Source organism: Nocardioides sp. (genome assembly GCF_030019515.1).
In the GTDB taxonomy this organism is placed as follows: domain Bacteria; phylum Actinomycetota; class Actinomycetes; order Propionibacteriales; family Nocardioidaceae; genus Nocardioides.
Genome location: NZ_JASEEQ010000003.1, coordinates 92,462 through 113,694, shown reverse-complemented (window position 1 = coordinate 113,694; position 21,233 = coordinate 92,462). Strand labels below are relative to the sequence as shown.

Sequence of the window (21,233 nt, the reverse complement as noted above, 5' to 3'; positions counted from 1 at the left end):
AGGTGGTCCGCACGCGTCCGACGATGTGTAGCGGATAAGGACAACTCGCGGCCTCGTCCGCTTCTTAGGGTGACCGACATCACCGTCGCCACGGCCGCGCTGACGCGGCCCTCAGCATCACGAGAACGGACTTGGCCTGTGACAACCACGACGAGCAACCCGCCCGAAGGACCCGACCGCGTCGGCTCCGGTCAGCGGGCCTCCGAACGCTCGGCCCCGGTCGCGGGAACACGCCTCGAGGTCGTGGTGCGAGGACTCGACAAGACGTTCCCCGGCACCACTGCGCTGCGGAACGTCGACTGGGAGCTGCGGGCCGGGGAGATCCACGCGCTCTGCGGCGGCAACGGATCGGGAAAGTCGACGTTGATCAAGATCCTGAGTGGCATCTACAAGGGCTCTGCCGGCGGCACCATCCGGATCGCCGATGCCGAAGTGGCGGCCGACGAGATCAATCCGAAGTGGTCACACGAGGCCGGCGTACGCGTGGTTCATCAAGACCTCGGACTGTTTCCCGACATGACCGTGGCGGAGAACCTGTCGCTCGGCAGGGGCTTCGAGAAGTCGCGCATCAGCGGGATCTCGTGGCGCAAGGTCGAGGTGCGTGTCCGCGAGCTGCTGGAGCGGTTCGAGATCGAGGCGTCACCGGCGACCCTTCTCAGCAGCCTCTCGCCCGCCGTGCGAACCGAGGTCGCGATCGCCCGCGCCCTCCAGGACCAGGGCGACCAGCACCGGGGCACCCTCATCATCGACGAAGCCACTGCGGCACTCCCGCTGCACGAGGCGCAGGCACTGTTCGCCTCGCTGCGCAGGTTCGCCGCCCGTGGGCAGAGCGTGGTGTTCGTCAGCCACCGCCTCGACGAGGTCCTTTCCCTGTGCGACCGGGTCTCGGTCCTTCGCGACGGCGACATGCAGGGCACGTGGGACACGGCGTCCATCGACGAGGCCGCACTGATCCGGCTGGTCGTCGGCAAGGACCTCGAGCAGGTGCGTCGGGACGCGAGGCCGAGCACCCAGGGCCCATCCGCGCTGAAGGTGAGCGAGATGGACGTCGGTCCAGTGAGCGGGGTGAGTTTCGAGGTCGCCCGTGGCGAGATCCTCGGTATCGCAGGTCTCCTGGGGTCGGGCCGGTCCGAGCTGCTCCGCGGGATCTTCGGCGACCTCGAGCCGAGGCGGGGCGCCGTGGAGGTCGACGGCCAGCCGATCCGCGTGCGTCGGCCCGCCGACGCCATGTCCGCCGGTATCGCCCTGATTCCCGAGGACCGCGCCGTCGCCGCCGCCTTCGCAGATCAGTCCCTGTCGATGAACATCTCCGCTGCCGTGCTGCGTCGCTACTGGCGCCGGCTCAGGATGCGGCCCAGGTCCATGGCCCGAGACGCACGCGCGCTGGTCGGGCAGTTCGGGATCAAGGCGGCGAGGGTCGATCAGGCGATCGACACCCTCTCGGGTGGCAACCAGCAGAAGGCGATCCTGGCCCGCTGGCTCCAGCGAGATCCGCGTGTGATCCTCCTCGACGAACCGACGCAAGGTGTCGACGTCGGGGCGCGGGCCGAGATCTATCGCCTGATCGGCGAGCGCGTCGCAGCGGGTGCCGGTGCGGTGCTCGTGGCGTCCGACTTCGAGGAGCTGGCGAGCTTCGCCGATCGCGTCCTCGTTCTTCGTGACGGCTGCATCCAAGCCGAGGTGCCGTGCGCCGAGATCACGCCGCACCGCCTCAGCCAGCTCGTTTATTCCGGAGGGGAATCCCATGTCGCTGTCCACTGACCAGATCACCGAGCCCGGGGCCCAGACCCCGCTCAAGCCCATCAAGAACAGGGGCTCGCGGCCGTCGTTGACCAGCACCGCGGTCAACCAGCTCGAGCGGCTCGGCCTGCCCTTGATGCTCGTCGTGCTCGTCGCCTTCTTCACCATCGACGGGTCGACCGGAGAGCTCTTCACCTCGAGTGCCAACGTGCGTCAGCTGCTGAGCAACCAGGCCGTCACCGGCATCGTTGCGCTCGCCATGCTCGTGCCTCTGACCGCCGGCTACTTCGACCTGTCGGTCCCCGCGGTCGCCGGTCTCGCGAGCATCACGTTCGCTCAGCTGGCCGGCCCCGCGGGCTACCCGGCCTGGGTCGGGCTGCTGGCGGCCCTCGCGGTCTCGCTGCTCAGTGGCGCGATCACCGGGTGGCTCGTCGCGGGCCTTCGGCTCAACGGGTTCATCGTCACGCTGGGCCTGTACACCTTGATCCAGGGGGGACTGCAGTACTTCACCGACGGCCAGACGATCTCGTCCGGCCTGCCCGACTGGGTCGGGTCCTGGGGCTTCGAGACCTTCCTGGGGCTGCCTCGGCCGTTCTGGGTGCTTGTCGTCGCGGCGGTCGTCGTCTGGTATGTCCTCACCCACCTGCCGCGAGGGCGTGAGCTCGAGGGCATCGGCTCCAACGAGCGGGCCGCGCACCTGGTCGGGATCAATGTCCGCAAGGACGTGTGGCTCGCCTTCCTGGGTTCGGCAACGCTGGCCGGCCTGGCGGGGCTGATGATCACGATCCGCTCCGGCAGTGCCGATCCCGCGTCCGGCCCGGCCTACCTGTTTCCTGCGCTCGCGGCCGTGTTCCTGGGTGCCACGTGCATCCGTCCCGGCCGCTACAACGTATGGGGGACGATGTGCGGTGTCTACCTGCTCGCCGTTGCGGTCAACGGATTCACCTTCCTGGGCGCCGACTCGTGGGTCTCGCCGGTCTTCAACGGCGGAGCGCTCATCCTTGCCGTGCTGGTCTCGACCCTCATGGGACGTCAGCGCGAGCGGCTCTCGGGATCGGACTAGGCGCGTCGTGGCTCGGCGACGGCGATCCTGACGCACCTTGTGGGACGTCGCCCGCCGACGCTCACCGGCGGGCGCTGATCTCCAGCTCCGTCCCACCCGCTTCGTCCGAGCCGATGATCGCCAGTTCGCGACCGAGAACGAGAGGGTCGTCGGGGCCGGCCCGCCTGGCCGGACCGGAGCTGCACGGCGACCGTCTCTCCCGGCCGGCTCTCGCCCTCGCCGGTGTCGCGAACGGGGACACCTGTTCGCGTTCGAGGGTCCCTACTGTCGCCTGACCGTCCGCGACCGTATCGGGTGGCCCGGGGACGGCCGTCGGCGTGGAGCGATGCTCCGCACTTCCCAGACAGACGAGGAACAAGCATGAGCGCATCGCATGAGTTGAGGTTCGACGGGGAGACCGTGATCGTCACCGGGGCGGGACGGGGACTGGGGCGCGAGCACGCACTTGCCTTCGCGGCGCGGGGCGCGAACGTGGTCGTCAACGACCTCGGATCGAGCGACACGGGTCAGGGCGCCGATACCCACGTAGCACAGTCCGTCGTCGACGAGATCGTCACGAACGGCGGCCGCGCGGTCGCAGACGCGAACTCCGTCGCCACGAGTGCGGGTGCAGCCGGGATCGTCGAGACCGCCCTCGAGGCCTTCGGCCGGCTCGATGTCGTCATCAACAACGCCGGCTTCGCAACCTACGCAGACTTCGCGGACGTCACTGACACCCAGTGGCGAGCGATGATGGACGTCACCGTGGATGGCGCGTACCACGTCAGCAAGGCGGCGTGGCCGATCTTCGTCCAGCAGGGCCACGGGCGCTTCGTCAACACCACCTCCAACGCCGGGTTCGGTGGTGCGCCGATGCTCAGCCACTACGGCGCCGCGAAGCTGGCAGTGGCGGGATTGACCAAGAACCTGGCGCTCGAGGGCGCCGAGCACGGCATCCGGGCCAATGCGATCGCCCCGGTCGCCGTCACCCGGATGAACGCCGAGCACTTCTTCGGCAGCGCCGACCCGCGGATCGAGAACTGGAAGAACGAGATCGCGGAGGGACGACTGGCCATCGGGCCGCCCGCCCTGGTCTCGCCCGCGGTCGTGTGGTTGGCACATCGCGACACTCCTGTCACGGGCGAGATCTTCAGCACCACCTCAGGTCGTGTGGCCAAGGTGGCCTTCGTCGTCGCAGAGGGCTACTTCAACCCCGACCACACCGCTGAGGACCTACGGGACAACGCGGCAGCCATCCGGGACCTACGACGCTTCGTCGACATGAACTCATACGAAGACGAGCTCAACACGATCCCGCCACTTTTCAGCGACTACCGGTAGGCACGGTGTGTCTGCGGACCTGTAGCGGATCAGGACAACAGACGTGCCGGTAGCGCATCTACGGTGATGCCAATCACACACAAGGAGGGCAGGTATGACGAGAACGACGTCGGTCGAGATGGACCTCGCAAAGTGCCCTCTCGCCTCCTTCCGGTCCTCGAGCCGGGCTCACGCCGAGGAGGCGTCGTGACGTTCGCACCCGTCGCGCCGCGACACATCGACTCCCGGTGGTTCAGGAGCGTCCTCGGACGCTACCCCACAGGGGTCAGTGTGATCGCCGGGTCTGGGCCCGACGGGCCGACCGCGATGGTGGTCGGGTCCTTCACCTCGGTCTCCCTGGATCCGCCTCTTGTCGGTCTGTTCGTGGCCCGCAGCTCGAGCTCGTGGCCGGCCATCGAGCGATCCGGATCCTTCAGCGTGAACGTCCTCGGCTCGGACCAGGAGGACCTGTGTCGTCGGTTCGCCCAGAGGGGCGGCAACAAGTTCGAGGGCCAGCCCTACTCCCTCGCGAAGAGCGGCTCGCCGATCCTGTCAGGGGCGGTCGCCTGGATCGACTGCGCCATCGAGCGCGTCGACGAGGCTGGCGACCACCTCGCCGTCCTGGGTCGCGTGCTCGACATGGACATCGGCTCTGCCCGACGGCCGTTGATCTTCTTCGAGGGCGGCTACGGCGGTTTCGCACCGACCGCACTGACGGTGGCCGAGTCGCCGGGGATCTCGGCGAAGACGTTGCGCCGGGTCGGCCTGGTGCGGACGGAGCTGGAGGCCCTGTCGGAGCTGCTCGACTGCCGGACCATCCTGACCGCCCGCGCTGGCGCCGACGTGGTGACTGTGGCGGCCGCCGGCTCCAGCGGGGCGCCGGACGAGATGGGCACCCTGGTGGGTCAGCGCTTGCCCTTCGTGCCGCCCGTGGGGACCGTGTTCGCTGCCTGGGCTCCCGAGGACGAGGCAGCGTCCTGGCTGCGGCTCGTCGGGAGCGACGCCGCGTGGGAGCGGTGCCAGCGAGCTCTGCGGGCGGTCCGCGGGCGTGGGTACTCCCTGGGTCTCATGAGCCGTGGACAGCGCACCTTCGCCGAGACCATGGACCAGCTCGCCAAGGACCCCGAGAGCACTGATTCGGTGGCCCTGTTGGGAATCGTGCAAAACTTGGTCTTCGATCCTGAGGATCTGACCAGGGAGGCTCAGGAGGCCGTGCGCCAGATCTCGGCCCCGGTGTTCGATGCCGCGGGTGAGGTGGTGCTCGGACTCACCGCGTACTCATTCCCGCGGCCGCGGAGCGGCATCAATGCATACATCGCCAAGGTCGTCGACGCCGCTGCCGCATGTACCCGACGGCTCGGTGGAACCCCGCCTCGGCCCTCGGGCGGCGGCTGAGCCTTCACCTACCCGCCCACAGCCCGAGGCCCCACGGCCATGGACCGCACGTCGGCCGAGCCGGCTCGGTGCTGGCAGCGACCCATGCCACCACGCCCGGTCGCACAAGCTCGACCAAGCAACACCGAGAGTCCCCAAGGAGGACACATGCCCACCAACTTCCCTCGCGTCCGGTTCGGGGCCTTCTTCGGCCCGTTCCACCCACCGTCGACGAACCCGACCCTCTCGCTCACCCGGGATCTCGAGCTGATCGAGCACATGGACCGTCTCGGGTTCGCCGAGGCGTGGATGGGCGAGCACCACTCCGGTGGCATCGAGATCGTCTCGAGCCCTGAGATCTTCATGGCAGCCGCGGCGCAGCGCACACGGCGGATCGACCTCGGCCTCGGCGTGGTGTCGCTGCCCTACCACCACCCGTTCATGGTGGCTGACCGGATGGCACTCCTCTCCCACCTCGCACACGGCCGGGTCATCCTTGGAGTCGGGCCGGGCCAGCTCGCCGACGACTGCCGCATCATCGGGATCGACCCCATGGAGAACCGGCGCAAGATGGAGGAGTCCCTCGACGTGGTGAGCCGGCTTCTCGCCGGCGAGACGGTCTCCGAGAAGACCGACTGGTACACCGTCGACGGCTACCTCCACATGCTGCCGTACGGCGACGTCCGACTCGCTGTCACCGGCGCTTGGTCGCCCAACGGGCCCAACCTGGCCGGCCGTTACGGTGCGGGCCTCCTGTCCCTGGGCGCCCGGACCAAGGAAGGCATCGACCTGCTGTCGGGTCACTGGGACGTGGCGTGCGCCAGTGCTAACGAGCGTGGCAACACCATGCGACGCGAGGACTGGCGTCTCCTCCAGTTGACGCACATCGCCGAGACGGAGCAGCAGGCCATCAAGGATGTGAGCCGCAACCTGCTCCCGCTGAACAACTACATGGCCCAGATCAGCCCGGCCGCGGCGGAGTTCACGGACATCGAGACACTGGTCAAGGCCAACAACGAATCAGGCGGCGGGGTCATCGGCACGCCCGACATGCTGGTCGCGCACATCAAGCGTCTCCAGGAGGAGACGGGTGGATTCGGCGTCTACCTGATGCTGCAAGGTGACTGGGCCGACGACGAGGCCACGCGCCGCAGCTATGAGCTGATTGCCAGCGAGGTCATGCCGCACTTCGACGGCTCCATGCCGCCTCGCGCACGGGCCTTCGAGGAGACCATGACCAGCGACCTCGCCGGCGCCAAGGCCACCATCCTTGCCGTCGACGCCGCGCGCGCCAGGTTCGACGCTGGCCGCGAGGGCCAGCAGCCCTGACCGAGAGCCCGTCGAATTCCCATCAAGTCTCGGAGCCAAAGTGAGAGGTGCTGTTGTGAACATCCGCTCCACCGCCCGGCGTAGCAGAGTGATCGTCGCCGGCCTGCTAACCATGATCTTCGTGCTCACCGCCTGTGGGGGAGCCGGGACTGCTGACACCGACGACTCAGGAGGCGCCGACGCCGCCAGCTCGAACGTCCCCTCCGTCGATGAGCTGACAGCGACCGGCACGGAGTCCGACCCGCCCACCGAGGGGCCGGCTCCTGCCAAGGGCAAGTCGGTCTGGTGGGTCTCCTGCGGAATGGTCGTCCCGGACTGCTCGGTCCCGGCTGAGAGCGCGGCTGAGGCGGCCAAGTACCTCGGGATGGACTTCCGCATCGCCGATGGGCGCCTGAACGCGGAGGGAGGGAACGTCACGGCCATCAACACGGCCCTGGCCGCCTCACCAGACGCCATCATCGTCCACGGCATCGCCTGTGACACGATCAAGGCGCCGCTCCAGGACGCCAAGAAGCGCGGCATTCCGGTCATGGGTGTCGAGACCCTCGACTGCGACGTCGATGACCCCGGCAATGAGGCCAACAACCTCTTCACCGCCGACATGCAGTACGCGGACGACGCCATCACGAGCGAGGACTACTTCGCGACCTGGGGACGGCAGCTGGCGTACTACCTGATCGCCAAGACCGGCGGGGAGGCCAAGCTCCTCAACCTCGCAGGACAGTCGAACCCCAACATCTTCATCGGCACCGCGTTCCTCGAGGCGATCGACCAGGAATGCGGTGGGTGCGACATCGTGGAGAACATCGAGTACCTACAGTCCGAGCAAGTCCCCAACGGTCCCATGATCCAGCGCTTCCGGACCGCACTCGTACGTCATCCCGAAGCAACCGCGGTCAACTTCGAGTCCGGTGCCAACGCCGGGGGTCTCGGCGGAGCGCAGGAGGCGTACCAGACGAACCCGGCGCTCATCACCGTGTCCGGGACCGGCCTCGCGCCGGAGCTCGACCTCGTGCGAGACGGCAAGCTGACGGCGGTCATCGCCCACTCGTCGGAGTGGATGGGATACGCCGCCATGGACAACATCAACCGTCAGCTCCAGGGCGAGGACGCTGTGCCTCAGGGCCTCGGGTTCCGGGCGGTCGACGCGGAGCACAACCTGCCCGACGAGGGGATGACCTACCAGACGCCCATCGACTTCGTCTCGGCGTACAAGAAGCTCTGGGGCGTGAGCTGACCGGCTGAGCGCGGCGGGCAGCACGGCGCCGCGTTCGTCACGAGGAGGTCTCCGGTCCCGGGTGCTGAGTCTCAGCTCCCGGGACCGGTCCCATTTCCGCCGGCGACCTCCCATGGTCCTCGAGGTCAACACGGACGGCGCAGTGAACCTGCGAGACCTCGACGTCCACCGCACGGCACCGCGCGGCCCACTCGTTCACGGACGACGCCGGGCCCTCGGACGCTCTGAAGTGATGCTGCGCCTCGCCGGGTCCTCGGGGCCGCCCCCCGCCGACCGGGGCCCGTGGCCGTCCGTCGCGACGCACGTCAGGCGCGGGAATCGGGCAGAGGCGCGAGGAATCTCGAACCAGCCGAATTTTTACTGACAGGATGTTTGACACGCTGTCAGTAGCGACTTTATGGTGTGCCGGTGGCAACCTCCATGAACGGGCTCGAGCCGACAACCATCCCTCCTGCGCCGCCTCGTGGTGCCACGCTCCGGAGCGTGCCCGTGCGGCGCGGAGCGCGCGTCAGGGGCGCACGGGCCGACGTGGTGAAGGCCAAGCCCCGCCCTGAGGCGGTGCGCGGGGTCGACATCGTCAGCCAGGCGCTGGCCACGGCCCCGGCCCTCGATGGCGGGGGCACACTGCTGCTCCTCGACGCCGATGGCGTCGTCGTCGACACGTGGACGCTTGGCGGGGACGTGCTCGAAGACCTGCGGGCCCAAGGGGTGGCGCCGGGGCTGTGTCTCGCGGAGCACCACGCAGGTACCAGCGCCGCGGGCGCGCTCGTCACCCGGCGGCTGACGATCGTGCAGGGTCCCGATCACGATCTGGAGGCGCTGCGAGGCGTCACCACGGTCGGTGCCCCCGTGGTGGAGCCGTCGGCGAACCGGCTCTTCGGTGCACTCGTCGTTGCGACGGGCGCGGCGGCCTCGGACGCATCCGGGTCCTGGCTGGGCGAGCTGGTGAGCGGGGTGGAGCACGATCTGCTCAGACGTGCTCGGCGCTCCGAGCACGTGTTGATGGAGCGCTTCCTGCAAGAGCGAAGCGACAGCCGGCACGCCGTAGTGGCGCTGAGCGCCCAGATCATCATCACCAACGCCGCCGCGGCCCGGATGGTGGGTGTCGAGGAGCAGTCGCGACTGTGGGAACACGCGCGCCAGGTGGTGGCCGACAATCGCGGCGGACCGACCACGCTCGAGGTGGGGCAGGGGCGCTCCCTCTCCGTCGAGTGTGAGCCAGTGACCGATGGTGACGAGACGGTCGGTGTGGTCATGCGGTGGCGACGCGCCACCCACCCGGTCGCTGTCGACGTGCAGGGACCCGCGCCTCTCCTTGAAGGACTTGCCGGACGGGGTGCTCGGTGGCGAGCCATGTCGGCGCGGCTGGCCAGTGCGGGTCAGGTGCCGACCCTGCTGGTCGGAGAGCGCGGGACCGGCAAGACGGCCGTGGCGCGCAGCCTGGCCGGCGAGCTCCGGCTCATGGAGATCGACGTGGCCGACCTCGACAGTGTGGGCGAGCAGGTGTGGTGCCATCAGATCTGGACATCTGCGCGCTGGGCGGAGGTGGTCCTCGTTCGTCATCTCGAGCAGCTCACCCCGGAGACCGCCGCTCGGGTCATGACCATGCTCGGCGAGCTCTCCAGTGGAGTGCGGGTGGTGGCGACCATGCGGAGCGGTGTCGTGGCTGATGCTTCCGCCAACGCCATCCTGGACGTGTTCAGCATGGTGGTCACGGTGCCGCCGCTGCGCGAGCGGATCGAGGACATCCCGGACCTGGTGCGCGCCTTGACGGCAAAGTGCATCAGTGACGACCCATCGCTCTCGAGCACTCAGTGGATGACAGATGCGCTGCAGACGCTGACCCGGCTCGACTGGCCGGGCAACGTCTCGTCGCTCGAGTCCCTCGTGCGCCGCGTGCTCGGGCAGGTACGCACGGGCTACGTGACGGCGCGTGACCTTCCGGCGGCTGTGGCCACCAACGCCTCACGCCGCAAGCTGTCCGCGCTTGACCGCCTGGAAGCCCAGGCGATCCTCCAGGCCATCCACGATGCCAACGGCAACAAGCTGGCGGCAGCCGAGTCCCTGGGGATCGCACGCTCCACGCTCTATCGCAAGCTACGTGCCTTCGGCATCGACCTGTCCTCGTCGACGTTCTGATCCTCCACAGATGCCAGGCTGGATGGCGCAGTGTGGGCCCCCGGCAGGGCGAAGCTCTCCAGCGCAGAGCCGTTCTGGAGGCTCGCCTTCAGCGACGACCTCAGGCGTCAGCGGAAGGTAGGCGATGGTCGGCGGACTTGCTGCCCTTCATACGTTCGAGCGTCGACAGATTGTCCCATTGGTGGCAGGCACGGGGTCGGTGAAGAAGATCCAGACGTGTGCGCCGACCCCGGAGCGGGAGACCTCCGCCGCAGCCGGCGCCCCGACGGCCCGGGCGGCCTTGAGATAGGCAAGGGCGTCCAGCATGGCGGGCGGCCGGCCCGTCGAAGTCCGCCGCGAGCCAGCAGGTCTGGTCTCCAGGCAGCATCGGACAAAGGCCGATGTGGATGTCTCCGGTCAGGTGCGCGGCCACGACCTCGGGCGTGAGTGGAAGATAGCGATGGTCGGCGGACTTGCTGCCCTTGCGCCAGCCGCCCTCGACCGCCGGGATCCAGCCTGACTTTCCCGAACGGGCGTTCTCCCACCGAAGGGCGTACACGTCTGTGCGGGCGCCGCAGAGCGCGCATAGAACGGATCTCTTGCGGGTGCGACCTCGCGTCCACCGCCCCGGCGACCTGTCGAATCACGCTGCTTGCGTGCCGATAGCCGGCGCCGCCTCGGCATCGGTCAACTTCAGGCAACCGACGCAGGCGCGCGTTCTCCCGTCGCAGGCACTCGAGTTCGTCGTTGACGTCCGGCACATCTGCCACACTCTCGAATCACGCCGAGCACCATGCTGCCCGGACGTCGGGTGCCGACCGCGAACCGCAGAGAACAGCAGACCCTGCGGGGCTACCGCTGAGCACGCATGGCGCCGGAGGCGTCCCCCACAACGCGCGCTGTGCTGGCGGTCAGCAGGAAGTCAGCAGAAAGAATGTGCGAGCTTCCCCGAGCGACTCCGAGCCCATCGGGTAGCGTTGTTGTGCAGAAGTGGTTCGATCCGTGGCAGGGCTGCAGATCGAGCGGGTTTGGCAGACACGGACCGAGAACCGACGAAGGGTCGAAGCGGCTCGCCCATTCGAGAAGGTCAGGGGTTCGAATCCCCTCAGCTCCACACGAGAAGGGCCGGTCTCAGCGCATCACGCTGAGACCGGCCCTTCGAGCGTGTGGACCGCGCCGACTCGACGATCGCCGTCCACGACGGGCGGCACACCGCCCGCCCCCTGCGCGGGTGATCGCCCGTGCTCGTCAACAAGTGCGCCGACGCGCCCGTCCTGGCCGTGGTCCGGTCAGACGTCCGGCTTCAGGCCTCGGCGAGTACCGCCTCGCTGCGGTCGGCGACCGCCTGGGCCAGCTCGGCCATCTGCACCGCGACCCTGCGCTTCGGGTCGGCCTGGGAGGCGATGAACGCGCCGTCGAGACGACCGGGTCGTGGCGTTCGAGGGCACCCTCGTCGCAGCTGCCCGCATCCCGGACTCGCGGGCGCAAGTCATCAACCGCTGCGGCCACTGGGCCCAGCTCGAGCACACCGACGCGTTCAACCGCATCGTGGCTGACTTCGTCCAGCACGGCTGACGTCCCGCCGGCCAGCGGGCTGGGTCCGGAACGCTACTGGTCCTCCCCGTGCTCCACGATCTGCAGCGCACCTGACGGGCACCGCGCCACGACGGCGCGCAGCTGGTCGGCGAGGTCGGGGGTGGCGGCCTCCCTCGGGTCGATCCACGGCCGGCGACTGGTGTCGAACACCGCGGGCATGCCACGCACGCACACCGCGGAGTGGATGCACAGCTCGCGCTCGTCGGTGACGTCGACGAGCGGGCCCGTGTAGCGCTTACTGGTCATGGGTGTCCCTCCTGATGGGTGGCGCGCCGAACGACTCCCGGTGGGTGGCCGGGTGGTGGCTGAGGATCGAGACCCGGTTGAACGCGTTGATCATCGAGGCGGAGTAGACGAGCAGCGCGAGCTGGTCGTCGGTGAGGTCCTCGCGCAGCAGGTCGTAGTCGTCGTCGGACAGGTGCCCGTCGGCGACCCGGGTGACCGCCTCGGCGATGGCGAGGGCAGCCTCCTCGACCCTGGTGAACATCCCCGAGTCGCGCCAGGCGGGCAGTACGGCGATCCGCTGCGGCGACTCGCCGGCACGGAGGGCGAGGTGGGTGTGCAGGTGTAGGCAGAACGCGCAGCCGTTGATCTGCGAGCACCGCAGGTTGACCAGCTCGAGCACCGCCCGGTCGATGCCCAGGTCGGCGGCTCGGGCCCTGATCTCCGTGGACACGTTCGCCATCGCGCCGTGGATCGCGGGCAGCTGCTTGTCGGCGTAGACCCACCGTGGCCCGTCGTCCATGCCCTGACCGTACCCACCCGGGCGACGAGACGGTCCCCTAGCCGACGAAGTCGGCGGCGCTCCCGTACGTGAGCGCGGCTGCGAGGACCTCGGGTCGCGACAGGTCCCCGGCTTGCGAGAGCGGTTGAAGGATCCCGCTCCCGCTGGCGCCGTCGCGAGGATCATCAGCGCTGCTTCCGCCCGGCACCGTGGCCACGGCCGGCTACGGACCACGGCGACCTGCTCGCCGGTCGCCGCAAATGCGCCGCGCTGCTCAGCCGAGCTCGACGCTCGGGTGGTAGCGCTTGACCCGGTGCAGGGTGTTCTGGTCGGTGTGGTGCATCTCCGTGCCGGTCGCGGCGAGCCGGAGCAGCAGGTCTGAGGTGTAGCTGAAGGTGCCGTCGTCGTTGAACGTGAAGCTGCTGGTGAAGTCCCGGATCTCCGCGCGCTCCATCAGGTAGCGGTTCTGCAGGATGCCGTACGACGGGTCGCCCGGCTTGGCGTCGAAGTGCAGCACCCGGTCGCGGGGACCGGCGTCGCTGCCCGCGAGGATCGCGATGCCGCGGCCGAACACCACGTTGCGGATCACCTGCCCGTTGATCTTGTCCCACAGCAGGAACCCGACCTCGTCGTGGAACGGGTCCATCGCCTCCTCGCCGTGACGCCACGCGGTCATCGTGTAGCTCAGGCCCCAGAGCGTCTGTCGGCCGTTCTCCTGCAGCGGGATCGGCTTGAACTCGGCCTTCTCGAAGTAGGAGGTGTGGCTCGTCTCGTCGTCGTGGTTGTGGTACGACAGGTCGATCCCCAGGTCGCCCTCCCACTCACCGACCAGCGGGGTGAGCGGACCGAGCTTCTGCGGGCCCTGGGTCTGGGCGCGGGGGGCGGTGGCGGAGGCCTCGATGACGGGGGCGTTTGCCGTGGTGGTCATGGTTCTCTTCTCTTCTCGACTCGATGTGTGGCGGGTTAGGTGGTCCGGGACGGCTCGGGCTCGGACGCCCGGCAGGTCGTGCACAGGCCCCAGTAGGTGACCTCGGCCTCGTCGAGCAGGTAGCCCGCGTCGTCGCTGGCCTGGAGGCACGGCGCCGCGCCCGTCGCGCAGGCGACGTCGACGATCCGCTGGCACGCCCGACAGACGAGATGGTGGTGGTTGTCGCCGGTCGCGAGCTCGAACCGGGCCGGTGACCCCGCGGGCTGGAAGCGCCGCAGCAGGCCGGCGTCGGTGAGCGCGTGCACGACGTCGTAGACCGCTTGCGTCGACACGGACCCCAACCGGGCCCGGGCCGCAGTGGCGATCGTGTCGACGTCCGCGTGTGGGTGCGCGGACACCTCGGCGAGGACGGCGAGCCGCGGGCGGGTCACGCGCAGGCCGGCGGCCCGAAGGTCCTCCTCGACGCATGCCATGCGCTGCACCCCCTGGTCTGGAACGGATCAAGTCCATCCTGCGCCAGAGACTTGCATAACGCAAGGCTTGCATCCAGCAAGTGTGAGTGCGTCGGAGCGATCCGGTCCTCCGGCGATCGCTGGCGGGATCCGCTACAGGGGAAGCCGGTCGGTGGGCTCGCCGGGTCGGACGTCGCCCAGGAGATCGTGCAGCGTCTCCAGCGCACTCGCGCAGGCGGCGCGCTCGGCCGGGTCGAGGCGGTCGAGGACCTTGCTCAGCTCCTTGCGCCGGCGGTTCGTCACCTTCCGGACCACCCGGCGCCCGGCCTCGGTCAGCTCGAGGGTGACCACGCTGCGGTTGTCCGGGTCCGTGCCGCGCACGAGGTGCCCGGAGGCGTCGAGCCGGTCGGCCAGCCGGGTGACGGAGGAGCCCGCTACCCCCAGGGCCTGGGCGCACTGCGTCGAGGTCGAGCGACCTCGCCCGTGCAGCACGAGCAGCAGCCGGTACTGGGACAGCGACACCTCGAGTCGCTCGACGCTGCGCAGGGCGACGCCGACCAGGTCCCGGGTCGCCACCTCGAAGGCCACCAGCTCCTCGGCCGACGTCGGCGCCGGGCGGTCCGCCTGCTCCACGCCGGCGAGTATCGCACGGCCGGGGCTCCGGACCTCAGGTCAGCCGCGCGTCGGCGGCCACGGTGAGCCGTCCGTCCTCGACCTCGGCCCGCAGGTCCTGCACGGACAGCTCCGGCCGCTCGAGCAGCGGCTGCGCGGGCAGCATCGCGGCGGCGGCACCCAGCGGGCGGGCGACCACCGCGCCGTCCTCGGCGACGATCTCCAGCTGCACCGGGAAGGGGAGGGGCAGGCCGCTCTCCGACAGGTCCAGCAGGATGCTGCCGCCCTTCACGCTCACCTTCACGCCCGGGATGAGTCCCTTGAGTGCGTTGAGGTCCAGGTCACCCGAGGCCTCGAGGCTGTCGCCGTCCTTGATCAGGCGCACCTCGTCGACATCGATCGGACCGGCGCGCAGCCGGTCGATCCGCGCGTCGACCTCCTGGACGCCGTCGAGCCTCGCGATCATCTCCGGGTCCAGGTCCGCGGCGCCGTCGAGGCTCACGTCGTACATCTCCACCGCGGCCCGGTCGACCGATCCGAACAGCATCTTCACGGCCGGCGTCGCCGAGACGTCCACGTTCGATACCGCGCCGACGGTGGCGAGCCGGTCCCGGAGTCGGTCCTCGGCCACCGACGGGATGACCAGCTGGGAGGCGAGGGCCGCGACGGCCAGGGTTGCGGCCGCGGCCGCGGCGAGGCGTCGTCTCATTGGTGGCGATACTAGACATATATGTCTCAGTTAGTCCAACTCCGCGCTGGCGGACGCCGCGTCCCTGGCCCGGGTCCCGGTGGCTGCGCACTGGGTCATCGCCGCCGCGACCCCGACGTCCGGCGCTGCGCCGGTAGCATCGACTCGCCCGATCGGGAGGCCGGACGCCCGCCCGGATGTGGGTCGAGGTAGGAGCATCCAGGTGAGATCCAACGGCCCTGGCCCGTGGCCCGAAGACGGCGCTGTCAGTGCCGGAGAACGCCGGGACCCGGGCGAAGGAGGGTGGGCGGCCGGGGTGGCGAAGCCCCGGCTGTTCGCGCTCGATGTGGACGGGACGCTGCTCCGCAGCGATGGTGCGGTGGCCGACGAGACCGTCGCGGCGATCCAGCACGTCCGTTCGCGTGGTGTCCAGGTCGTCCTGGTGACGTCCAGGGGTGCGGCCGCGCTGCTGCCGGTGGCGAGCCGCCTCGGCATGGGCTCAGATGACGTCTTCATCTCGGCCCAGGGGGCGCTCACCGGCAGCTGGACGCCTACGGGTCGACTCCTGGTCGAGGATCAGCGACCCTGCCCCGTCGGCCGAGCGCACCTGATCGTGGAGGTGGCGGTCGCTGCCGGATTCAGCGTCAGCTGGTTCACCGGCGAGCACTGGTACGTGAGTCATGTGGACGCGACGATCGAGGCGGAGATCCGGGAGATCGGGGTGGTGCCTGAGGTACGGGTGCTCCTCGCGGAGCAGGTCGGTCCGGAGAAGCTGATGGTGATCAGCGAGCCCGACGAAGTCGGCCGACTCCGTGACCTCGCTGACCTCCTTCCGGCCGGCGTGACGGTCCAGGTCTCGAACCCGAACTTCCTGGAGATCACCCGTTCCGGAGTCGACAAGGCAGCTGGTCTGACGCGGTACTGTGCGCGCCGCGACATCCGACTCCGCGACGTGGTGGCCATCGGCGACGGCCCCAACGACCTCGGCATGTTCGCATGCGTGGGCACGAGCATCGCTCCGGCCAACGCGCGGCCGGAGGTCCTTCGCGCGGCGACGCTGGTCACGCGCAGCAACGATGATCACGGCGTCGCCCTGGCCCTGCGAGCGCTCGCTCCCTGATCCGCCGGATCACGGCCGGGATCGTTGACGACGCCCGGTGGAACTCCTAGCCTAATAGGAAACAAACCTGACAGTGGGGGCGGACGTGGCGGGCAGGGTGACGGGGACCCCGAGTGTCCTCCGGGCGATCAACGACAGGGCCGCTCTGGAGCTGCTGCTCGCGCGGGGGCCGCTCTCCCGATCGCAGCTCGTCGACCTGACCGGGGTCTCGAAGCCGACAGCTGCGGAGATGCTGTCCCGGCTGACCCGGGACGGCCTGGTCGTCCCGAGTGGCACCGCCAGCGGCGCTCGTGGCCCGAGCGCCCAGCTGTACGCGATCAACGTCGGCCTGGCGAACGTCGGCGGCATCAACGTGGAGGAGGACCGGGTCGCCGCAGCCGTCGCGGACCTGACCGGCCGGGTGCTTGCCGAATCCGTGGTGGAGGCCGACCTGACCCAGGGCCAGAGCCCGGTGCCGGCCGTCCGCGATGCGCTCCGCGCTGCCGTGAAGCGCGCCCGAGTACCGCTCAAGTCGCTGGCCCACGTCGCCATCGGCGTCACCGGTGCCTACGACCCCACCCGCGACCGGATCAACTACGCCGGCCACGTCCCGGGCATCCAGGAGGAGGCGGTGGTCCCCGAGCTGCGCCGCGTCCTCCGTGCACCCGTCACGATCGAGAACGATGCGAACCTCGCGGCGGTGGGCGAGCGCACCCGTGGGGCCGCACGCGACGTGGACACCTTCGCCCTGCTCTGGGTCGCCCAGGGCCTCGGCCTGGCCGTCGAGCTGGGCGGTCGTCTCTATCAGGGTGCCACCGGTGGCGCGGGCGAGATCGGCTACATCCCCGTGGGCGGCGGGGCGGTGACGTTCCAGGACTCGGTCGGGTGTGGCGCGGTGCTGCAGCTCGCCCGACGGCACGGGATCGCCGGCAGCACGGCCGAGAGCGTCGTCGCCCAGGCGGTGGCGGCCGGTGGGCCGCAGCGTGCGCTGCTCCAAGAGCTCGCCGAACGGCTCGCCACCGGCCTGGCGACCATCGTCGCCGTTCTGGACCCGCCGTTCGTGGTGCTGGCCGGCTCGACCTGTCAGGCGGGTGGTGAGCTCCTGGTGGAGCTGACGCAGCACGAGCTCCACCGGATATCGCCGTTCCGCACCCGACTGCTGGGCTCGTCGGTCCCCGGGGACCCGGTCCTCGCCGGGGCGGTGGACACCGCGGTGGCGGCCGCCCGGACCGAGGTCTTCGGCGCCCCCGCCTCGGACCCGTGGACCCCCAGTGCGCCCGCCACCAGCGCGGCCGGATGACCGCAGCGCTCCCGGTCGACCCGTCGCGTCACGTGGAGCGTCGGCTGCGACGGCAGTACCTGCACGCCTTCGTCGCGGCCGCCTGCGTGGGCCCGTTCCTGTCCTACGTCCTGACCGACGTCGGTTGGACGCCGCGCGAGATCGGGTGGGCGACCGCCCTCCTGACGGCCAGCGCCGTCGTCACGGCACCCGTGTGGGGGTGGGCGGATGACACGATGTCGGGCGGCGCGGCCCGGCTCAGCCTGTTCGTCACGGCACTCGCCGCGGGCCTGCTCACCCTCTCGCTCACGGCGGGTGGTGAGGCCACCACGCTCGCGTGCGTGGCGGTGCTGGGCAGCGCGAGCGGCTCGCTCGAAGCGCTCCTCACCTCGCACACCCTTCGCGACGCGAGGACGGCGGCGAGGTTGGGCGCGACCCGGTCGCTCGGCTCGGTCGGGTGGATCCTCGGGCTCTTCCTCGGTGGGCTGCTGCTGACGATCACCGGTCGCGCGGCGCTGGTCTTCCTGGTCGCGGGCGTGGCCGCCCTGACCGCGCCGACCCAGCGCCGACCGGTGCGCCGGCGCGAGCTCGAGGGCCGAGCACGGCCGAAGCGTGCGCTCCTGCCGGTCGGGGAGGTCCTGTACGTCCTGTCGATCACCTTCCCCTTCACGTTGTGCATCGCGACCCTGACGTTCTTCACCGCGGGTTGGGCGCGCGACGACCTGGGCGCGGGACCGCTGGCCGCTGTGGGGCCGCTCGCCTTCTCGGCGGCGCTCGAGCTCCCCGCGTTCCTCCTGATCGACCGCGTTGCTCGGCGAGTGAGCCCCGGATGGTTGTGCACGCTGGCCTTCCCGCCGCTGGGCCTGGCGGCACTGACCCTGAGTCAGCTGCCGAGCCGCGGCGTGCTGTTCGCCGTGCAGCCGCTGGTGGCGGTGAGCTTCACGCTGTGGTTCGTCGGGCAGAGCCGGCTGATGGCTGCGCGCGTGCCGGTCGACCAGCTCGCGTCGGCGCTCACGCTCCTGTCCACGCTCGGCCGGGGTATCGCCGGCCCACTGGCCGGCATCGCCGGCGGTGCGCTGGCGGCCGCGGGCGGGTACACCAGCCTCTTCCTCTCCATGGCCGCGGTCTGCGCCCTCGGCCTCCTGCGCGCCCTTCCCGTTGCACTGCGGTCCCCGGCCTCGAGGGGAGCACCGCCGGCAGCGGTGCCTCCCCGCGGGCAGCCCGGCCGGGAACGACCGCCTGACCGCCGTACGAACTGAGGGCCCGCAATCCGTTGACACCCCGTCGGGTGCGAACTAGATTCTCGCCATTCACTGGAAACCTTCCTGTCGATTAGGAAGGTCGAGGATTGGAGAACCGGGATGGCGAGTCGCACATTCCGCGCATTCGTCGCAGTGGCAGCGCTCTCCTTGGCGGCAGCGGGCTGCACTGCGGAGACGGGTAGCGAAGGCCCCGCGCCCGAGGCGAAAGGCGCTACTGCCGAGGGGAACGTCACCCTGTGGCACTTCTTCAGCGGCCGGGAGGCAGAGGCGATCCAAGCCGTCGTCGACGACTTCGAGAAGGCGAACCCGAAGATCACCGTCGACGTCCGGTCCGAGCAGGACGACGAGAAGGTCCGACAGGCGATCGCGGCGGGGAAGGGCCCCGATCTGGGGATCTCGTACTCGACCGCCATCGTCGGCAGCTTCTGCAGCACCGGCGCCTTCATCGATCTCGAACCGTGGATGGAGCGCGACGGCGTGAGCGCTGACATCTTCCCCGACCTCGTCAGCGACTACACCGAGTTCGACGGCACCCGTTGCGCGATGCCCATGCTCGCGGACGCGTACGGCCTCTACTACAACAAGAAGATGCTCGCCGACGCGGGCTTCGACGGGCCGCCGAAGACAGCCGAGGAGCTCACGGAGATGGCCAAGGCGCTCACGGTCCGCAACCCGGACGGCAGCATCAAGGTCGCGGGCTTCGTGCCGACCTTCGGCTTCTACGAGAACACCCCGGAGGTCATGGCGCCCGCGTGGGGCGCGCAGTGGCTCGACGACGACCTCGATCCACAGATCGCCGATGACCCGGCGTGGGCGGACCTGCTCGAGTGGCAGAAGGAGCTCGTCGACTGGTACGGGCTGGACAACCTCAACAAGTTCACGGCCGGGATCGGCCAGGAGTGGTCGGCGGACAACGCGTTCCAGACCGGGAAGATCGCGATGAACCTGGACGGTGAGTGGCGCAACGCCTTCATCGCTGCCGACGCTCCCGACCTCGACTACGGGACGGCACCGTTCCCGGGCCCGGAGGACCGACCGGAGCTGTACGGCGCCGGCTACGTGACCGGCACCATCGCGGGCATTCCGCGCGGCGCGGAGAACCCCGAGGCGGCCTGGGCGCTGCTGAAGTACCTCACCACCGACACCGACGCGCTCGTGAAGCTGTCGAACAGCCTCCGCAACGTGCCGACCACGGAGGAGTCGCTCGGGTCTCCCGATCTGGTGACGGACCCGAACTTCCAGACGTTCATCGACGTCTTCCAGAACGAGCACTCGGCCACCACGCCGGCGACGCGGGCCGGGGCCGAGGGCTACACCGGGACGATGGGCGACTTCACCGAGCGGTGGCAGCAGGGACAGGTCGACGACCTGGCGGCCGGCCTGCGCGAGGTCGACGACCAGATGACGACGGACCTGCAGCGGTCGGCACCCTGACCATGGCGTCTCTCGCAACCGCCAGTCGCAGGACAGTCGCGAGGGGCACCGGGATGGGGGCGGCGCCGCGGTCGAGGCTGACCTGGCGGCGCCGCCTCACCGTCCTGGCCTTCATGAGTCCGGCGATCCTCGGGTTCAGCCTGTTCTTCGCCTATCCGCTGGTCGCGACCGTGTACTTCTCGTTCCAGCGCTACGACCTGCTCTCGCCGCCGGAGTACGTCGGGTGGAGCAACTACTCGTACTTCCTGCACGACGACCCTCGCGTCTGGCAGTCGATCCGCAACACCATGTGGTTGGTCGTCGTGCTCGTCCCCGCCCGGATCCTCTTCGCCCTGGTGATCTCGCAGCTGCTGCTCACCGTCAAGCGGGGCTCCGGCATCCTCCGCGCCCTGTACTACCTGCCCGCACTCGCTCCGCCGGTGGCCGCGACCCTGATGTTCGTCTTCCTCTTCAACCCCGCCACGGGGCCGGTGAACCAGGGGTTGTCCCTCCTTGGCATCGACGGCCCGCTGTGGTTCAACGATCCGCGCTGGGCGAAGCCCGGGCTGACACTGCTGGGCCTGTGGGGAGTCGGGGAGGTCATGATCATCATCCTCGCAGCGCTCCTCAACGTCCCGAAGGAGCTGTACGAGGCCGCCAGCCTGGACGGCGCCAACGCCGTCAAGCGGTGGCGGCACGTCACTCTGCCGGCGATCTCTCCGGTCCTGATGTTCGCCGGGGTCACCGGTGTGATCGCGATGCTGCAGTACTTCACCGAAGCGGCGGTCGCCGCGCAGGCGGCGTCGGGCCAGGCCACGGTGGGTGGCGGAGTAGGCGGACTGCTCGGCTACCCCCTGGGCTCCACGCTCACCTTCCCCCAGTGGCTCTACGTCCAGGGCTTCACCAACTACTACCTGGGGTACGCCAGCGTGCTCGCGCTGGTCCTGTTCGCGGCCGCGCTCGTCTTCGTGCTCATCCTGCTCGGCCAGTTCCGCGACACGATCAAGGGCCGGTGATGGC

Annotated in this window: 19 protein-coding genes; 13 read left to right on the top strand and 6 right to left on the bottom strand. The window is 69.7% G+C overall.

Annotated features, from left to right (window positions below):
- The first annotated feature begins 243 nt into the window (after positions 1–243).
- The 8 genes from QMC84_RS05255 to QMC84_RS05220 all read left to right on the top strand — a co-directional run bounded on the left by QMC84_RS05255 (position 244) and on the right by QMC84_RS05220 (position 11,735).
- Complete coding sequence (locus QMC84_RS05255; protein WP_300372529.1) at positions 244–1,761, top strand: sugar ABC transporter ATP-binding protein; 1,518 nt, start codon at positions 244–246, stop codon at positions 1,759–1,761.
- Positions 1,745–2,803: an ABC transporter permease gene (locus tag QMC84_RS05250; protein WP_300372527.1), complete on the top strand. Its 1,059-nt coding sequence runs from the start codon at positions 1,745–1,747 to the stop codon at positions 2,801–2,803. Before QMC84_RS05255 ends, QMC84_RS05250 begins: the two co-directional genes overlap by 17 nt.
- 360 nt (positions 2,804–3,163) lie before the next feature.
- The gene (locus QMC84_RS05245) at positions 3,164–4,123 is read left to right on the top strand and encodes an SDR family NAD(P)-dependent oxidoreductase (RefSeq protein WP_300372525.1); all 960 of its coding nucleotides are present in this window, start codon (positions 3,164–3,166) and stop codon (positions 4,121–4,123) included.
- A 186-nt stretch (positions 4,124–4,309) separates the two neighbouring features.
- Positions 4,310–5,497 carry a flavin reductase gene (locus tag QMC84_RS05240; protein WP_300372523.1) on the top strand — a complete coding sequence of 396 codons (1,188 nt, stop codon included), beginning with the start codon at positions 4,310–4,312 and terminating at the stop codon, positions 5,495–5,497.
- A gap of 39 nt (positions 5,498–5,536) precedes the next feature.
- Positions 5,537–6,805: an LLM class flavin-dependent oxidoreductase gene (locus QMC84_RS05235; protein WP_366145736.1), complete on the top strand. Its 1,269-nt coding sequence runs from the start codon at positions 5,537–5,539 to the stop codon at positions 6,803–6,805.
- Positions 6,747–8,042, top strand: a complete 1,296-nt coding sequence (locus QMC84_RS05230) for a substrate-binding domain-containing protein (RefSeq protein ID WP_300372519.1) — start codon at positions 6,747–6,749, stop codon at positions 8,040–8,042. The genes QMC84_RS05235 and QMC84_RS05230 overlap by 59 nt, the downstream gene beginning before the upstream one ends.
- A 528-nt stretch (positions 8,043–8,570) precedes the next feature.
- A complete protein-coding gene (locus QMC84_RS05225) occupies positions 8,571–10,181 on the top strand; it encodes a helix-turn-helix domain-containing protein (RefSeq protein ID WP_300372517.1) in 1,611 nt (536 codons plus the stop codon).
- A 1,410-nt stretch (positions 10,182–11,591) separates the two neighbouring features.
- Entirely contained in the window at positions 11,592–11,735 is a 144-nt protein-coding gene (locus tag QMC84_RS05220; RefSeq protein WP_300372515.1) for a hypothetical protein, read from the top strand.
- Between the two features lie 33 nt (positions 11,736–11,768).
- On the opposite strand, the gene QMC84_RS05215 is transcribed toward QMC84_RS05220, so the two are convergent.
- The 6 genes from QMC84_RS05215 to QMC84_RS05190 all read right to left on the bottom strand — a co-directional run bounded on the left by QMC84_RS05215 (position 11,769) and on the right by QMC84_RS05190 (position 15,181).
- Positions 11,769–12,002 (bottom strand): (4Fe-4S)-binding protein, encoded by a 234-nt coding sequence (locus tag QMC84_RS05215; RefSeq protein ID WP_011754296.1) that lies wholly within the window; start codon positions 12,000–12,002, stop codon positions 11,769–11,771.
- On the bottom strand, positions 11,992–12,501 hold the full coding sequence (locus QMC84_RS05210; protein WP_300372508.1) for a carboxymuconolactone decarboxylase family protein: 510 nt from the start codon (positions 12,499–12,501) through the stop codon (positions 11,992–11,994). Before QMC84_RS05210 ends, QMC84_RS05215 begins: the two co-directional genes overlap by 11 nt.
- Positions 12,502–12,754: 253 nt before the next feature.
- Positions 12,755–13,408, bottom strand: a complete 654-nt coding sequence (locus tag QMC84_RS05205) for an FABP family protein (RefSeq protein WP_300372506.1) — start codon at positions 13,406–13,408, stop codon at positions 12,755–12,757.
- 35 nt (positions 13,409–13,443) lie between these two features.
- A complete protein-coding gene (locus tag QMC84_RS05200) occupies positions 13,444–13,881 on the bottom strand; it encodes a Fur family transcriptional regulator (protein ID WP_300372504.1) in 438 nt (145 codons plus the stop codon).
- A gap of 132 nt (positions 13,882–14,013) precedes the next feature.
- Positions 14,014–14,493, bottom strand: a complete 480-nt coding sequence (locus QMC84_RS05195) for a MarR family transcriptional regulator (RefSeq protein ID WP_300372502.1) — start codon at positions 14,491–14,493, stop codon at positions 14,014–14,016.
- A gap of 34 nt (positions 14,494–14,527) precedes the next feature.
- The gene (locus tag QMC84_RS05190; protein WP_300372500.1) at positions 14,528–15,181 is read right to left on the bottom strand and encodes a hypothetical protein; all 654 of its coding nucleotides are present in this window, start codon (positions 15,179–15,181) and stop codon (positions 14,528–14,530) included.
- A gap of 295 nt (positions 15,182–15,476) precedes the next feature.
- Between QMC84_RS05190 and QMC84_RS05185 the strand changes: the two genes are divergently transcribed.
- The 5 genes from QMC84_RS05185 to QMC84_RS05165 all read left to right on the top strand — a co-directional run bounded on the left by QMC84_RS05185 (position 15,477) and on the right by QMC84_RS05165 (position 21,229).
- Entirely contained in the window at positions 15,477–16,280 is an 804-nt protein-coding gene (locus tag QMC84_RS05185) for a Cof-type HAD-IIB family hydrolase (RefSeq protein WP_300372499.1), read from the top strand.
- A gap of 97 nt (positions 16,281–16,377) precedes the next feature.
- Entirely contained in the window at positions 16,378–17,559 is a 1,182-nt protein-coding gene (locus QMC84_RS05180) for an ROK family transcriptional regulator (RefSeq protein WP_300372497.1), read from the top strand.
- On the top strand, positions 17,556–18,797 hold the full coding sequence (locus QMC84_RS05175) for an MFS transporter (protein WP_300372495.1): 1,242 nt from the start codon (positions 17,556–17,558) through the stop codon (positions 18,795–18,797). The genes QMC84_RS05180 and QMC84_RS05175 overlap by 4 nt, the downstream gene beginning before the upstream one ends.
- 102 nt (positions 18,798–18,899) lie before the next feature.
- Entirely contained in the window at positions 18,900–20,234 is a 1,335-nt protein-coding gene (locus QMC84_RS05170) for an ABC transporter substrate-binding protein (protein ID WP_300372493.1), read from the top strand.
- Positions 20,235–20,287: 53 nt separating this feature from the next.
- Positions 20,288–21,229, top strand: a complete 942-nt coding sequence (locus QMC84_RS05165; RefSeq protein ID WP_300372491.1) for a sugar ABC transporter permease — start codon at positions 20,288–20,290, stop codon at positions 21,227–21,229.
- Positions 21,230–21,233 lie beyond the last annotated feature (4 nt).